Origin of the sequence: Jeotgalibacillus aurantiacus (genome assembly GCF_020595125.1) — a bacterium.
GTDB lineage: Bacteria > Bacillota > Bacilli > Bacillales > Jeotgalibacillaceae > Jeotgalibacillus > Jeotgalibacillus aurantiacus.
In genome coordinates this window covers 799,480-815,931 of the sequence record NZ_JACNMS010000002.1, presented here as the reverse complement: position 1 = coordinate 815,931, position 16,452 = coordinate 799,480, and the positions used below count along the sequence as shown (strand labels likewise).

At 43.9% G+C, this 16,452-nt stretch carries 14 protein-coding genes; 9 read left to right on the top strand and 5 right to left on the bottom strand.

All coding sequences use genetic code 11. From position 1 onward, the window contains the following. The first annotated feature begins 35 nt into the window (after positions 1-35). Both H7968_RS08810 and H7968_RS08805 read left to right on the top strand, forming a co-directional pair. The gene (locus H7968_RS08810; RefSeq protein ID WP_227395780.1) at positions 36-1,589 is read left to right on the top strand and encodes an alpha-amylase family glycosyl hydrolase; all 1,554 of its coding nucleotides are present in this window, start codon (positions 36-38) and stop codon (positions 1,587-1,589) included. A 90-nt stretch (positions 1,590-1,679) separates the two neighbouring features. Continuing rightward, positions 1,680-2,708: a LacI family DNA-binding transcriptional regulator gene (locus H7968_RS08805; protein WP_227395779.1), complete on the top strand. Its 1,029-nt coding sequence runs from the start codon at positions 1,680-1,682 to the stop codon at positions 2,706-2,708. Between the two features lie 245 nt (positions 2,709-2,953). Here the strand turns inward: H7968_RS08805 and H7968_RS08800 are convergent, their stop codons facing one another. Further along, entirely contained in the window at positions 2,954-4,318 is a 1,365-nt protein-coding gene (locus H7968_RS08800) for a CoA-disulfide reductase (protein ID WP_227395778.1), read from the bottom strand. Between the two features lie 24 nt (positions 4,319-4,342). After that, positions 4,343-5,209: a DegV family protein gene (locus H7968_RS08795; protein WP_227395777.1), complete on the bottom strand. Its 867-nt coding sequence runs from the start codon at positions 5,207-5,209 to the stop codon at positions 4,343-4,345. 154 nt (positions 5,210-5,363) lie between these two features. On the opposite strand from H7968_RS08795, the gene H7968_RS08790 reads away from it, so the two are divergent. Continuing rightward, positions 5,364-6,254, top strand: coding sequence for a YitT family protein (locus H7968_RS08790; protein WP_227395776.1), 891 nt, complete (start codon positions 5,364-5,366; stop codon positions 6,252-6,254). 576 nt (positions 6,255-6,830) lie between these two features. On the opposite strand, the gene H7968_RS08785 is transcribed toward H7968_RS08790, so the two are convergent. Then, positions 6,831-7,640: a Cof-type HAD-IIB family hydrolase gene (locus H7968_RS08785; protein ID WP_227395775.1), complete on the bottom strand. Its 810-nt coding sequence runs from the start codon at positions 7,638-7,640 to the stop codon at positions 6,831-6,833. 160 nt (positions 7,641-7,800) lie between these two features. Between H7968_RS08785 and H7968_RS08780 the strand changes: the two genes are divergently transcribed. Together H7968_RS08780 and H7968_RS08775 are read left to right on the top strand one after the other, a co-directional pair. After that, positions 7,801-8,568: an alpha/beta fold hydrolase gene (locus H7968_RS08780; protein ID WP_227395774.1), complete on the top strand. Its 768-nt coding sequence runs from the start codon at positions 7,801-7,803 to the stop codon at positions 8,566-8,568. Between the two features lie 63 nt (positions 8,569-8,631). After that, complete coding sequence (locus H7968_RS08775) at positions 8,632-8,940, top strand: metal-sulfur cluster assembly factor (RefSeq protein ID WP_134375240.1); 309 nt, start codon at positions 8,632-8,634, stop codon at positions 8,938-8,940. A 75-nt stretch (positions 8,941-9,015) separates the two neighbouring features. Here H7968_RS08775 and H7968_RS08770 read toward each other — a convergent pair whose 3' ends face one another. Beyond that, positions 9,016-9,846: an undecaprenyl-diphosphate phosphatase gene (locus H7968_RS08770; RefSeq protein ID WP_227395773.1), complete on the bottom strand. Its 831-nt coding sequence runs from the start codon at positions 9,844-9,846 to the stop codon at positions 9,016-9,018. 139 nt (positions 9,847-9,985) lie between these two features. Between H7968_RS08770 and clpB the strand changes: the two genes are divergently transcribed. Then, complete coding sequence (gene clpB / locus H7968_RS08765) at positions 9,986-12,571, top strand: ATP-dependent chaperone ClpB (RefSeq protein ID WP_227395772.1); 2,586 nt, start codon at positions 9,986-9,988, stop codon at positions 12,569-12,571. 36 nt (positions 12,572-12,607) lie between these two features. Here clpB and H7968_RS08760 read toward each other — a convergent pair whose 3' ends face one another. After that, positions 12,608-12,793 carry a YjzD family protein gene (locus H7968_RS08760; protein ID WP_227395771.1) on the bottom strand — a complete coding sequence of 62 codons (186 nt, stop codon included), beginning with the start codon at positions 12,791-12,793 and terminating at the stop codon, positions 12,608-12,610. Between the two features lie 140 nt (positions 12,794-12,933). On the opposite strand from H7968_RS08760, the gene H7968_RS08755 reads away from it, so the two are divergent. The 3 genes from H7968_RS08755 to fabF all read left to right on the top strand — a co-directional run bounded on the left by H7968_RS08755 (position 12,934) and on the right by fabF (position 16,131). Further along, positions 12,934-13,119: a ComZ family protein gene (locus H7968_RS08755; protein WP_134375236.1), complete on the top strand. Its 186-nt coding sequence runs from the start codon at positions 12,934-12,936 to the stop codon at positions 13,117-13,119. A gap of 809 nt (positions 13,120-13,928) precedes the next feature. Continuing rightward, entirely contained in the window at positions 13,929-14,864 is a 936-nt protein-coding gene (locus tag H7968_RS08750; protein WP_227395770.1) for a beta-ketoacyl-ACP synthase III, read from the top strand. Between the two features lie 28 nt (positions 14,865-14,892). Continuing rightward, a complete protein-coding gene (fabF, locus tag H7968_RS08745) occupies positions 14,893-16,131 on the top strand; it encodes a beta-ketoacyl-ACP synthase II (RefSeq protein WP_227395769.1) in 1,239 nt (412 codons plus the stop codon). Positions 16,132-16,452 lie beyond the last annotated feature (321 nt).

Genomic DNA, 16,452 nt, shown 5'->3' with positions numbered 1-16,452 from the left:
ATGGAATATACCCATATAAAGGAGGAGGGGAAGAGGTGAGAAGAGTCGGAAGCGCTCTTTTTCTCATCACTATCCTCCTTTTTAATAGCGTTTTTTCAGGTCAGGCTGACGCTGTTGAAAAGGAAGAGAGAAAATGGCAGGATGAAACAATTTATTTTTTGATGGTGGATCGTTTTAACAATGGAGATTCGTCGAATGATATCACAGTCAACACGCAGGACCCGCGAGCTTACCATGGCGGTGATTTCCAGGGGATTATCAACGAACTCGATTACATTAAGGACATGGGCTTTACTGCCATCTGGCTGACACCGATTTTCGAAAATCAGGAGATGGGTTATCACGGCTATTGGATCGAGGATTTTTACGAGACAGAAGAACATTTTGGGACCGTTGAAGAGTTTAAGCAGCTTGTAGATGAGGCGCATGAACGGGATATTAAAGTGATTCTTGATTTTGTCGTCAATCATACTGCACCAACTCATGAATGGGTGAATGATCCTGAGCGTGAGGACTGGTACCACCCAGAACAGCCAATCAGAGATAATAATGATCCTGAGCAGCTTGAGAACGGATGGATTTACGGTCTTCCTGATTTAAATACTGAAAATCAGGAAGTCAGGGAATACTTATTTGACGCCGCTAAATGGTGGATTGAAGAAACAAACATAGACGGATACAGACTTGATACAGTTAAGCACGTTCCGGCTGAATTCTGGACTGAATTTTCACAGGAAGTAAAATCTGTGAAGGACGACTTCTACTTAATAGGGGAAGTCTATGATACAGACATAAGAAAAATCGCTGAGTACGCTGACACCGGGATTGACGGTTTTGTTGATTTCCCTTTGGCTGAACAGATGAGAACAGTCTTCCAGAATACAGATCAGAATACGTCAAGATTGTTCAATTATTGGGACTACAATCAGCAGTTTTTTAACGATCCTTATGTAATGGGAACGTTTATTGATAATCATGATATGACACGTTTTACAAGACTTGCCTCTGAAAATAACATGTTCCCAGGCACGAGATGGGAAATGGCAACGGCCTTTATGTATACAGTACCGGGCATCCCGATTATTTATTACGGATCTGAAATCGCGCTGGACGGCGGGGAGGATCCGGATAACCGCAGACTGATGGATCTGAATGTGGATGAAGAGCTGCAGGAGTATATCGGGAATCTTGGAGAACTGAGACAGCAGCTTCCATCACTGACGCGTGGAACACTTGAAGTGCTTTATAACGATAACGGTATGCTTGTCTATGAGAGAGAGTATGAGGATGAGACGACGGTCATCGCTATCAATAATACGAGTGAAACGCAATCTGTGGATCTTGCAACAGCTGATTATCAGGATTCAAGTGAATTGCGCGGACTTCTTGGTGGAGATCTCGTGCGGGCTGAAAATGATCAGTTCAGGATTACGCTGGACCGTGAAGTGGCAGAAATATATGTTGTCGCGGATGAAACAGGGATCAATTACTGGTTTGTTGCAGCCATTGCAGCCGTTTGGATTTTCTTTATCGGATTATTTATTTTCATGAGAAAAAAGGGTAAAAAGAAAGAAAGCATGGCATCATAAATTGTCTGTCAGCAGAGTGTGAGGACTTGATCTCTGCTGACAGACAGTACTGATTTTTGTGTAAGCGTCAACATATAGGGGGTGAGTGTATTGTCCGTTACGATAAAAGATGTTGCCAAAGCGGCAAACGTCGCTCCGTCAACTGTTTCCCGTGTGATAGCCAATAACCCGAGAATTAGTGAGCGGACGAAAGAAAAAGTAAGAGAAGCAATGAATACTTTGGGTTATCATCCGAATTTTATTGCAAGAAGCCTGGCAAATCAGTCAACACAGGTTATTGGTCTTGTTACCCCTGGATCATCTGACGTCTTTTTTCAAAATCCATTTTTCCCTACCGTACTCCGGGGGTTAAGTGAAGGAGCGCATGAAAGGCAATACGCTCTCCAGCTTGTGACCGGACAAAGTGAAGAGGATATATACAACGGGGTTGTGCAGATGGTTCAGGGTGGTCGTGTTGATGGAATTGTCCTTCTTTATTCAAAGGTGGAAGACAGGATTTTGCAGTATTTGCGCGAGCGGAACTTTCCATTTGTCATGATTGGAAAGCCGTATAATTTCGTTGAGGCGATTACACACGTTGATAACGATAATTTCAAGGCCGGATTGGATGCAACAGAGTTTTTACTCGGCATGGGACATGAGCGGATTGCTTATATTGGTGGAGATGCAAAGCTTGTTGTAACCGTTGAACGTCTATCGGGATATGAAAATGCGCTGAAAAAAGCGGGAATTCCTTATCGTGAACAGTATGTTCTTCATGAAAGTTTCCTGCTTGAAGGTGGAAAAGAAGCGGTCTGCGCACTGATGGAGCTTCCGCTGGATGAAAGGCCGACTGCGTTGCTGGTGACGGATGATCTGCTGGCTCTTGGCGTGCTGAATACACTGAGTGAGCTGGATATTGCGGTTCCGGATGATATTTCGATTATCAGTTTTAATAATGCGTTATTTTCTGAGATGTCGAGGCCTCCTTTGACTTCGGTGGATATTAATATTTTTCAGCTTGGGTTTTCGGCTTCAAGTCAGCTCATTAAGCGTATTGAGAATCCGAATGAGCCGCCGACAAGGATTACGGTGCCGCATCAGATTGTGTCGAGGTTTTCGACTGAGCATGTGAAGTAAAACCGGTCCGGGTCGCATCCTACGCTTTCCGCGGCCGCGCGGTGAGCCAGCTAGTGCTCCGCACTACGCTGTCTCACCTGTCGCTTCACTGCCGCAGGAGTCTTCGGATGCGACCCGGACCTTTGAGATACTTGCACACTTATTTTTGTTTTTAGAAAGAAGCAACCGGACCATGTCGCATCCTTAAGGATTACGACCCGTCTCAATTAGTTGTTTTAAATGGATAAGTAAAAAACCTTCCCGAATTATTGCGGGAAGGTTTTTTTGAGTTTTGGGACGGCTTTGTAGCCGAGCATGTTGACTGGATCTTTTGGTGCGCTGTATGGTGGTGCGTAGGAGAGTTCAAGCGCCTGAAGGTCTGTGATCGTCAGGCCTGATGAGATCGCTGTGCTGAGCACGTCCATACGCTTGTCGACGCCGTCTTTTCCGACTGCCTGTGCACCGAATAGCTTTCCGGTGTAGGGGCAGAAGTGGACTTTGATGGTGAATTTTTCAGCACCAGGGTAATAACCGGCGTGCTGTCTCGCTGTCAGGCTGACGGTTTCAAAATCTATCTCCTGTTTTTGCAGTGACTTTTCACTGTGACCTGTCAAGGCAGCGGTTAAATCGAATACTTTACAGATGGCAGTGCCTAAGATGCCTTTAAAAGGAAGATGGCTGCCTGTTATATGCATGGCAGCAATATAGGCCTCGCGGTGTGCGACCCAGGCGAGAGGAACGCGCTTTGGTTTTTTGGTAATAAAGTCGAATGATTCAATGACATCACCAACCGCATAAATATCAGGATCACTTGTTTGCATAAATTCGTTTACTTTTACGCCTCCGGTTTCACCAATTACAAGACCGGCCTGCTCTGCTAAATAGTGATTAGGTTTAATGCCTGTCGCGAGAAGAAGAAAATCTGCCGAAATTTCATCCCCATCAGACAATTGAAGCATTTTGCCATCTGCTTTAATTTCTTCTACTGTTGCAGATAAATGAATATGGACGCCTTGTTCCTTAAGCTCTTCTTCGAGCATTGCTGATAAATCCTGATCAAGGAGATTCAGTACATGATCAGCTCTTTGAACAAGATGTACATCCAGGCCTCTTGCTTTAAAGTTCTCAGCCATTTCAAGTCCGATAAAACCGCCTCCAACCAGACAGACAGACTGATAATTCCGCTTTGTTATATGTTCATCAAGCTTCAGCATATCTTTGAATGAACGGAGGCTGTAGCAATTCCCGTTGCTCAAACCTTTAATATCCGGTTTAATGGGAACGGCTCCAGGTGAATAGAGAAGGACATCATAGGATTCTTCATAGCGTTCGTTTTTAATATGGTCCTGAATGATGATTTTCTTTTCATCACGCTTTATACCTGTCACTTCATGAAGAATCCGGACTTCTATGGATTTATCCTTCTGAAAGGATTCAGGAGTGGCAGCGATTAACTGCTTTTTGTCTTTTACAAAACCTCCAAGATAATAAGGAAGACCACAGTTGGCAAACGACATCGTACCGTCTTTTTCGAATACGATGATCTCAGATTCTTTATCGAGCATACGAAGCTGGGAAGCAAACGTTGCCCCTCCTGCTACGCCACCGACTACGAGAACTTTTTTCTTCATGATGTGTAGCCTCCTGTTATCTGTTTAATTGCGGTCTGGCTGCTTGTTCAGGAAGAAGATCGCAAGCGTCCCCGGTCCGGCGTGGGCACCGACAGCTGAACCGATCATACCAGTGTAAAAATGTTGAGTTCCAAACTCCTCTGTAATCATCTTTTTCATTTCTTCAGCAAGAGGCTCTTCATCTCCGTGACTGATTCCGATCAGCTGGCTATCCAGAGAATCACCGCGTTCTTTCATAACTTCTATAATACGCTTCATCAATTTCTTTCTGCCCCGCAGCTTTTCAAGAGGGACAAGTTTTCCATCTTCAACGTGAAGCAGCGGTTTAATATTCAGAAGCCCGCCGATAAAAGCGGATGCTTTCGAGACGCGTCCACCTTTTGCTAAGTAATCAAGGTCTTCTACGGTAAACAGGTGCTCCATATGCTCAGCATGAAACTGACTTTCAGCTACAACATCGTCAAAGGCTGCACCTGATTTTAACAGCTCAGCAGCTTTGTATACGACTAATCCATAACCGAGGGAAGCGCATTTCGTATCAATGATCGTTAAATCAAGTGTCGGATACTCCTCTTTTACCTGGTCTCTGATCATGACGGCTGTCTGATAAGTACCTGAAAGCTGTGAAGAAAAGGCGATATAAAGCCCTTTGTTACCCGTTTTAGCGAGGGAGGTGAATTCTTCCTCCATTTTCTTAGGACTTGCCTGTGATGTTTTTGGATGCGCACCATTTCGAATCGCATCGAACACTTCCTTTGACTGGATCGTGACCAGATCTTCATAGTCATCTTCACCAATATGTACATGTAAAGGAAGAAGGGTCACCTGGTTTTCTTCAAAAAATGAAGCAGGAAGGTCACAGGCGCTGTCTGCAAATAATTGAATGGTCATATGATTGCTCCTTTTAAATAAGTCTTATGGTACAAGTTTAGCGATTTTAGTTGGAATTTACAATGTAATTGGTGTACGTTAAGGGAAAAGAGGATATGAAGTAACGTAAGGTGCTGAATGAACATACATAACTGAGTAAAAGGGAGGGAATCCATTGTCATCAGCTTCTTCTTTTCAATTAAAAAAAGTATCAAATGAAACACTCTGGTTAGAAACAAGAAAGATCACCATTGTAATCATTGGAGCAGTCCTAAATGCGATTGCACTTAATCTTTTTCTTATTCCGGCAAATGTATTTGCCAGTGGTTTTACAGGGCTTGCTCAGCTGATCTCAAATATACTGGCAGATTTCACACCTGTTTTTTTATCCACAGGGATTTTGCTTTTGATCTTAAATATTCCTGCGATTATTCTTGGTTGGTTGAGGGTTGGTAAAATGTTCACGGTATACAGCCTGCTGTCTGTTGGATTTACAACGATTGCGCTGGAGATCATTCCGGTTGTGGAGGTCTCACCTGATATTTTACTGAATGCTGTTTTTGGCGGAGTGATTGCGGGTGTCGGAGTCGGATTTACACTTAAATGGGGGGCTTCCACCGGAGGAATGGATATTATTGCGATGATTCTTTCTCGGCTGAATGATAAACCCGTAGGAATTTATTTCTTCATGATGAACGCGGTCATTATTCTGGCAGCGAGTATGCTGTTTGGATGGGAGAAAGGTCTTTATACGCTCGTAACTTTATATGTGTCTACGCGTATGATCGATGCGATTCATACACGTCATGAGAAGCTGACGGCGATGATCGTAACGAATAAGTCTGCTGAGGTGAAAAAGGCGATTCATGAGAAGCTGGTGCGGGGGATTACGATTGTACCTGCGAAGGGTGCGTTTACGGATGAGCCGAAGGAGATGCTTATTATCGTGATTACGCGTTACGAGCTGTTTGAGTTGGAGCGGATTATTCATAAGGTGGATCCGTATGCGTTTACGAATATTATTCAGACGACGGGTATTTTCGGGTTTTTCAGGAAGGATGATTGATTGTTGGTAAAACCGGTCGGCATTCACCCTCCGCTTTCCGTGGCCGGGCGGTGAACCAGCTAGCGCTCTGCGCTACGCTGTCTCACCTGTCGCTTCTCTGCCGCAGGAGTCTCCGGATGAGACCGGCCCTTTGGTTAAATTGACTCCCGTTGCTTTTATGAGAAAAGTGAAATCGGCGGCATTCACCCTCCGCTTTCCGTGGCCGGGCGGTGAACCCCTTGTGCTTCGCACAATGGTTTCACCTGTCCCTTTCCGCCACAGGAGTCTGCGGGTGAATGCCGCCCTGATTATCATCCTAATCATTCAAATTATTGATGGGAATGATAAAACCGGGCCGATCTCATCCTGCGAGGCTGCTCGCAGGTTTGTTAGGGAAAGTTGTTTAATAATCTCTTGGAGTGGTCAAATAAGTGAAAAGAGTGGTTGAATCAAGGTAAAGTGTGGTCAAATAAGTGAAAAGAGTGGTTGAATCAAGATAAAGAGTGGTTAAATAACCTAACAAAGCTGCTTCATCCGCAGTACATCCATTTCAAATGTCAAAAAAAGATCCTGCCACCCGGACAGGATCTTTTGCGTTTATTTCAGCTTCAAACGATCTTCAAGGAATACGGCAATACCGTCTTCGTTGTTGGAGCCGGTGATGTAGTTGGCAGTCTGGTGGACGGAGTTGATCCCGTTCTCCATTGCGACGCCTGTGCCGGCAAATTCGAGCATTTCCAGGTCATTGTCTTCGTCTCCGAAAGCGATGATACGGTCTTTTGGAATTCCATAGTGATCGGATACTTTCTGGATTCCTACGGCTTTATTAAGACCGGTTTTAACAATCTCAATCACGTGCCATGGTGCGCCCCAGCGCCTGTGGTCGATAACTTCCGCGTGGACATCGCTGAGGTGTTTTCTGATTTTCTCCACCTGTGACTCTTCGGCGTGGATCAGCATGCTGGTCGGATTTTCAGGAAGATAGGTTCTTAAATCTCCTGACCGGATGACAGGATCGCCGAAGCTGAATATATCCAGGAGCTTTTCATCATGGTAATGCAGATACACATCATCCAGGATCTCAGCCACAATGTTATAAAAATCGAAATCGTGGCAGGCATCAACGATTTCTTTGACGACGCTTAAATCCATCGGTTCGTGGTGAATGCCCCATTTATCATTGAGCGGGTGGTGTACGAATGCACCGTTAAAGTTAACAATAGGTGTATTAAGTGAAAGTTCCCTGTAATAAGCTTCACTGGCACGGTAAGGCCGCCCGGTGGCGATCATTACTTCATGTCCATTCTGCTTTGCTTTGAGAAGAGTTTTTTTCGTTCTGTCTGAGATGGTTTTATCATCAGTCAGCAGTGTGCCGTCTAGGTCAAGCACGATTAAATGTTTCTCCATTGAATATTCGCTCCTTCTAAACCCGGTTGGACTTTCCATTTTTATTGTAACATTTATTTGACCGTTCCATAAATTTTACGTCAAGGTTCAATCAAATCACTGTGCCACTATTTGGATATGTGATACGATTTTATAGTGAAAGAATGAAAGGAGACCGGCAATGATTGAAGTACATAATGAAAAAGTGGGTAGTATTCCTTATCTACATATAACAAAACCAGGAGATGAAAAGCGTCCGGCGGTTATTTTTATTCACGGTTTTATGAGTGCGAAAGAGCATAATCTGCATTACGCATATCTGCTCGCTGAAAAGGGATTCAGAGTCATTTTGCCTGATGCGCCTTATCACGGGGAGCGGTCTGACGGATCTGACGAAATGGTGATGAGTACGCGTTTCTGGCAAATTGTCATCCGTATGATTGAGGAATTAAAAGTTCTGAAGGAAAAACTTTTATTTGACGGGCTGACCGATGAAAACAAAATCGGGGTTGCAGGTACATCCATGGGTGGTATTTCAACCCTTGGCGCCTTAAAGAAATATGACTGGATCCACACAGGTGTCAGTCTGATGGGCTCACCCGCCTATGTCGGTTTTGCTAAGGCACAGATTCAGCATTTTGAGAAAAATGGCTTTAAGCTTCCGATGAGTGAAGAGGAAATAGATGAGCAGCTGCAGGTTCTCGAAGAGTATGATTTGAGCCTTCATCCGGACCGTCTGCAAAATCGTCCCCTGCTATTCTGGCATGGCAAGGCCGATACAGTCGTTCCTTTTGAGCCGACCTATGCATTTTTTAAATCCATTTACCCATCCTACAGTAAAAACCCGGATCATTTGCGCTTTATTGCAGAAGAAACGGAAGGGCATAAGGTGACACGTAAAGGGTTGCTTGAGACGGTTAAGTGGTTTGACAGGCACATGCAGGCCTAACGGTTTCAGTCAGCTGAAAACTCTGGTATGATAAAAACAAGTAAGCGCAAAAGGAGTGATTCGATGGATCAGGATACAAAAGACAGCATCATGGGCGCCCTCGAGCAGGTTATTGACCCGGAGCTTGGTATTGATATCGTAAACCTTGGCCTAGTCTATGATGTAACGATGGACGACGCTGGAAATACAGAAGTGAAGATGACCCTCACATCAATGGGATGCCCGCTGGCACCAGTGATCGTGGATCAGGTAAAAGCAGCACTTGCTGACGTGCCTGAAGTCAAAGAAGTAGATGTGAATATTGTCTGGAGTCCGCCATGGAGCAAAGATAATATGTCCCGCTATGCAAAGATTGCATTAGGGATTACCTGATAAAAAAGCTGGAACCGACTTCGTGTCAGTTCCAGCTTTTTTGCGTAAAGAAAAATCAATCTCTTCCATTCCTCATTACGATAATGTGAGAACCAGCAATACGATCGGCCCAACAACGAGACAGTAGATCGCAAAATAGATCAGGTTTCCTTTAGCCATAATGTTCATGAACCACTTCAGCGAAAAATAGGAAGCGACGAGTGATCCAAGAAATGCTAATAAATATGGGAACCACAGTTCTGCGATATTATCATCGGAAAGGAAATCAGACAAACTCAGAACGGTCCCGCCTAAACTTACCGGAATAAATAACAGGAATGAGTAACGAAGTGCCGTTTCCTGATGAATACCTCTGGCCATCGCCGCGACAATAGTCGCCCCGCTTCGGCTAATCCCGGGAATCAGCGCTACCGCCTGTGCAAAACCGATAATGACAGCATCCTTCATGGTCATCCCGTTTTCCCCGCGTTTTCCGCGAAGGTTACGAATTAAAAATAGGGCAATCCCTGTAACCATCAGCGTGATTGCAACGGTTTGAGGGCTTGATAAACGTGAGATGTCATCATCGAAAAGAACACCGATCAAACCGGCAGGAATCGTACCGACAATAAGGAAAATAATAAAGTTGAACTCTGTTTTATCTTCCGGATTTTTTGTTTTGATATACCCGAGGCCTCTTACAATCAGTCTTGCAATGTCATTGCGGTAAATAATCAATACAGCAATTAAGGAAGCTGAATTGACCAGCAATTCAAAAGTAAATGAGTTTCCCTCGATCTCAACACCAAGAAAATACTGAGCGAGTAGAAGATGTCCACTCGAAGAAATCGGAATCGGTTCTGTTAACCCTTGAAACAGACCTAAAAATAGAAATTTTAAGATGATCCACAACTGTTCAATATCCATAAAATCCTCCACATTCTTTCGTCACATGGTATTTATTTAACCACCGAAAACACCTGATGTAAAGCGAATCTTCTTTACAATTTAATGAAAAACATGCTACGATACAGTAAAGGTCAAAAAAGGTCAAAGGAGTGTCGGGATGAAACTTGAACAGATGACATACAGCGTTCAGGAAGCGTTTGTCGGTGCAAAAGAAATAGCTGAAAACCGTCGTCATTCTTCTGTTGAAATAGAGCATGTTTTAACTGCAATGCTGAACAACAATGATTTTGCCAATCAGATTTTAGAAAAATCGGGGCTGGATACTGCAGAATTCAATCTTTTTCTTCAACAAAGAATTGATTCATTCTCGACGATCCATGCAGATCAGTACAACCCTGTTATCTCAAATGATATTGCGAAATGGCTGAAGCACTCAGAAGAGTTTATGAAAGGATTTCAGGATGAATTCCTTTCTATAGAACATCTGTTACTGGGTCTAATGAAACTTTCGAGCCAGCCAGCCGTATCTTATTTATCAAAACAAAACGTTAAAGAGACAGAACTTAAAACGGTTATAGATGAAATAAGAGGAGGGAGACGCGTGACAACACAAAATCCTGAGCTTCAATACGAAGCGCTTACCAAATATGGACGGGATCTGGTGGAAGAAGTGAAGAAAGGGAAAATGGATCCGGTCATCGGACGGGATGCTGAAATCAGACATGTCATCCGGATCCTTTCGAGAAAAACAAAAAACAACCCGGTTTTAATCGGAGAGCCTGGTGTTGGAAAGACAGCGATTGTCGAAGGGCTTGCTCAGCGGATCGTCAGAAAAGATGTTCCGGAAGGCTTAAAAGACAAGATTGTATTTGAACTTGATATGAGCGCGCTGGTTGCCGGTGCCAAGTTCCGCGGCGAATTCGAAGAAAGACTGAAAGCGGTCCTTGCTGAGGTAAAGAAAAGTAATGGTCAAATCATCTTATTTATCGATGAACTTCACACCATCGTTGGTGCCGGAAAAACAGAAGGTGCAATGGACGCTGGAAATATGCTGAAGCCAATGCTAGCAAGAGGTGAAATTCACTGTATCGGTGCCACAACGTTAAATGAGCACCGTCAGTATATTGAAAAGGACCCTGCACTTGAAAGAAGATTTCAGCAGGTGCTTGTCCAGGAGCCGGATGAAGAGGATACAATCTCTATTTTAAGAGGATTGAAAGAGCGTTTTGAACTTCATCATGGTGTGACGATTCACGACAGAGCACTTGTAGCTGCTGCGAAATTATCAGAGCGTTACATTACAGACCGTTTTCTTCCGGATAAAGCGATCGATCTGATTGATGAAGCATGTGCCATGATCCGTACAGAAATCGACTCCATGCCACAGGAACTGGATGAAGCATTACGCCGGATCATGCAGCTTGAAATTGAGGAAGCGGCACTTGATAAAGAAGAGGATCTGGCAAGTATGGAAAGACTCAATATTCTCAGACGCGAACTCGCTGATTTACGGGAAAAAGCGGACGGTATGAGAACGAGATGGGAGCGGGAGAAACAGTCACTCCTTGTCATTCAGCAGAAAAAAGAAGAGCTTGATAAACTTCGCCGCGAGCTTGAAGATGCTGAAAACAACTATGATTTATCAAAAGCTGCGGAATTAAAGCATGGACACATTCCGGAGCTGATGAAAGAAATTAAACAGCTTGAAGAAGAGAACGAAAATACCCGTGATGAAAACCGCCTGCTGCGTGAAGAAGTATTAGAAGAGGAAATCGCTTCAATCATAGCGAGATGGACAGGTATACCTGTAAACAGACTAATGGAAGCGGAGCGGCAGAAGCTTCTCAGACTCGAAGATACATTGTCAGAGCGCGTGATCGGTCAGAAAGAAGCCGTAACGGCAGTCAGTGAAGCCGTTCTCAGGGCGAGAGCAGGAATTAAAGACCCGAATCGTCCAATCGGTTCATTTATTTTCCTTGGACCAACCGGTGTCGGAAAGACAGAGCTCGCCAAGACACTTGCCTTTACTCTTTTTGACAGTGAAGACCAGATGATCAGAATTGATATGTCAGAGTACATGGAAAAACATGCGGTAGCCAGACTCATCGGTGCGCCTCCCGGTTACATCGGATATGAAGAGGGCGGACAGCTCACTGAAGCGGTAAGACGCAAGCCATACTCCGTCATTTTGCTTGATGAGATAGAAAAAGCGCACCCGGAAGTGTTCAACATCCTGCTTCAAATGCTCGATGACGGTAGAATTACCGATTCTAAAGGAAGAACCGTAGACTTCAAAAACACCATTATCATCATGACGTCCAATATCGGTTCAAACCATTTACTTGATCAGGCACTTCCTCCTGAACAGGCAAAAGAGAGAGTCATGGGAGAACTTCATCGTCATTTCAGACCGGAGCTATTAAACCGTTTAGATGACATCGTGCTGTTTAGTCCATTAACAGAAAAGCATATGAAGGGAATTGTTCAGAAGATCATCAGTGAGCTTCAGCACAGACTTAACGATCAGCATATCAAGCTGTCCCTGACAGATGACACCATCTCATTTATCGCGAAAACCGCGTATAACCCTGCATTTGGCGCACGCCCTTTAAAGCGTTTCATTCAAAAAGAGATCGAAACACTATTGGCGAAAGAACTGCTTCAGGGAACCATTCACCCTCACAGTGAAGTCACGATTGACCGTATGGATGACAGATTTGTCTTTAACAGCCAAAGAACGTAAAAAAAAGCATGATCCCAATGACCGGGATCATGCTTTTTAATGGTGTTCTGAAGGCTGTGGTTTTGGAATAACCGCACCAAGCGCAAAAATAAGTACTGTAACAATGACAGAAATAATCATCGCCGTTGTGAACTCATAAGGTGTCGAGTTCATGGATCCAACTACATAAGCAGTCATATTAACAAGTAAAGCAGTCCAGAAAAAAGTCATAAAATATGCCAACCGATTCACCCCGTTTCAAACAATACATCGCTTACATTTTACCATAGTGTAGCGCAAAAGAAATGTCGAATCCATGAAATGTTCATAAATTTGCGGTAAGATGATACCGTTGAGTATTTCAAATTGAAGGAGAGAATAACATGGCACAGGACAAAACAATGGAATTTATGCAAATCGCAATGAAATATCTGCCTGAAGCAAAAGCAAAAATGGAGGAAGCGGGCATCGAAGTATCAATCGAAGCGCTTCAGCCATTCATGTCCATCTTCGCAAAAGCAATGAACGACGCCTACGAGCTTGGCAAACAGGACGCATCCAATCAATAACCCCCACAAACAGGACCAATGCCCACCAGCGTTGGTCCTTGTTTTATTTGTAATAAAATCTTATTAAAAACCGGACAGGACTCATCCTTCGCTTTCTTTTGTCTAGCTGCGGCGGGCAGGGACTAGCAAACTTCCCGACCCCTCGTCCGATAAGTCAACATCAGCTCACTGCGTTCGCTGTGTTTCCTTTATCTCCGTCGGGGTCAGTCCAGTTTGTACGTCCCTAAACGCCCACCTCCACTTTTCCAAGGTCGCGCGGTGAGCCAGCTAGTGCTCCGCACTACGCTGTCTCACCTGTCGCTTCTCTGCCGCAGGAGTCTACGGATGAGTCCTGTCCTCTTGTTATAAATGCTGTAATCGTATTTTTAATGAAGAATTGATGCGAAACTTTGATCATTGAAACAGTCGAAATAGCAAAATCCAAATTCTATTTAGTATTATCCGATTTTCGCAGGAATCCATTTAGATAAGGAGCAAAACTCCTCTGAAATGTTTTATGCGTTCACTCTAAATCTACATAGAATCGATAAAGTAATACCTAAGGACAGGAAGCCCCCGAAGACTCCTGTGGCGGAAAGGGACAGGTGAAACCGACTGTGCGAAGCGCAGGCGGGTTCACCGCCCGGCCACGGAAAGCGCAGGGGGCTTCCTGTCCGTCTGTTTTAAATATTTTACATGGATCATAAAACAACTCCACGACTCTCCAGTTGAAAAAAGTAAAAACATCCGATAAAATTAGTACCAAGTCATAATAATTGATCATATAATTTTACCAGCATGAAAATAGACCACAGAAAGAAGGAAGATATATGCGTGCAGGAGTATGGGGGATCGGCAGATATTTACCAGAGCAGATCGTAACCAATGCAGACCTTGAAAAAAGAATGGATACATCAGATGAATGGATCCGCACCCGCACTGGAATTGAAGAGAGAAGAGTCGCAGGTGACGATATTGATACTTCTGACATGGCATTAAGGGCAGCGGAAAAAGCGCTAGAGGATGCAGGAGTGAAGGCTGAAGAGCTCGATATGATCCTTGTTGCAACCGTGACGCCGGATCGTCCGTTTCCATCAGTAGCCACAATCATTCAGCATAAACTGGGTGCTGTAAAGGCTTCAGCGATGGATTTATCTGCAGCATGTGCGGGCTTTATGTACGGCATGGTGACAGCCAAACAGTTTATTGAAAATGCCGGATATCAGAGAGTTTTGGTTGTAGGGGTTGAAAAGCTCTCAAAAATCACAAACTGGGAAGACCGGAATACGGCGGTGCTGTTTGGTGACGGCGCAGGTGCCATGGTACTTGGACCTGTTGATGATTCTAAAGGGATTTTATCTTTTGAACTTGGTGCTGACGGTTCAGGCGGATCACACCTTTACCAGGCTGATGACGGAATTTTCATGAATGGCCGGGAAGTATTTAAGTTTGCGGTTCGTCAGATGGGTGAATCAAGTATCAATGTATTGGAGAAAGCCGGGATGACGAAAGAGGACGTGGATTATCTGATTCCGCATCAGGCTAATATCCGGATTATGGAAGCGTCAAGACAAAGACTTGAGCTTCCGATTGAAAAAATGTCAATGACGGTTAATAAATACGGAAATACATCTGCCGCCTCGATTCCGATCTCATTAGTAGAAGATCTGGAAAGCGGAAAAGTGAAGGATGGAGACTTACTGGTCATGGTTGGATTTGGCGGTGGCCTTACTTGGGGCGCGATTGCCATGCGCTGGGGTAAATAAAACATACAGGTAACGGGGAGATGACAGTATGACAAAGCGACGAGTAGTAGTAACAGGTCTTGGAATGGTTTCGCCTGTTGGGAATGATGTGGAAACTTCATGGAATAATATCGTAAATGGTCAATCAGGGATTGGAGAGCTGACAAGGCTTAATCAGGAGGAGTTTCCTGCAAGAGCGGTTGCTGAACTGAAAGACTTTAATATTGAAGATTATATGGAGAAAAAAGATGCGCGTAAAATGGACCGGTTTACGCAGTATGCAGTTGTTGCCTCTGAAATGGCTGTAAAAGATTCAGGGCTTGATATCAGTAAAAATGCAGAACGTGTCGGTGTCTGGATCGGCTCAGGAATCGGTGGTATGGAGACGTTTGAAAAGCAGTTTGAAACATTCCAAAAAAGAGGATATAAGCGTGTAAGTCCATTTTTTGTCCCGATGATGATCCCGGATATGGCAGCTGGACAGGTTTCGATTTCTCTTGGTGCAAAAGGGATGAACTCATGTACCGTTACTGCCTGTGCGAGTGGAACCAATTCAATTGGTGACGCGTTCAAGGTCATTCAACGCGGTGATGCAGATGCCATGATCACCGGTGGGACGGAAGCGCCTATTTCACAAATGGCGATGGCAGGGTTTGTTGCCAATACAGCTCTCACATTGAATGAGGATATTGCAAAGGCAAGCCGTCCTTTTGATAAAAACCGCGATGGATTTGTGATGGGAGAAGGTGCAGGAATTCTGGTTCTTGAAGAACTCGAGCATGCTTTAGCGAGAAATGCGACAATCTACGCTGAGATTGTGGGTTACGGTTCAACAGGAGATGCGTATCATATTACAGCGCCGGCTCCTGGTGGTGAAGGCGGAGTACGTGCGATGAAACAGTCTCTTGAGGATGCCGGTCTTGATCCATCAACAGTCGGTTACATTAATGCACATGGAACAAGTACACCTTATAATGATAAATACGAGACGATGGCGATTAAAGAAGTATTTGGTGAACATGCTTATAAACTTGCTGTCAGTTCGACAAAATCCATGACGGGACACCTGCTCGGCGCAGCTGGTGGAGTAGAAGCGATCTTTACCGTATTATCCCTTAAAGATCAGGTGCTTCCTCCAACGATTAACCTTGAAACACCGGATCCTGAATGTGATCTTGATTATGTTGCAAATCAATCAAGGAAATCAGATTTAGAGGTTGCGATGAGTAATTCGTTGGGATTTGGCGGTCATAATGCAACCATAGTATTCAAAACGTATAAAGCTTAATCATGAGTCTATAGACGCGATACCTATGCAGGGTGTGCAGCCGCACACCCTGTTATTTTTTATCCAAATGAATGAATATTCATGCACCTTATTGTAATATAATTCATTTTACCCACTTGTATAACGTAAATATAAAAAAATTGTAAATTTACTTGTCGAAAATAACAATTTCAGAAAGAATTTGAGATTTTTTTATCAGAGAGAATCCTTGTGTATCAAGGGATTGCGAGTAAATGAAAAGAAAAAATTAAAGAAATTAGAAAAAACAAGTTGAAAATGTAATCTATTTGTAATAGTATTTTATACAAATAATATAAATTG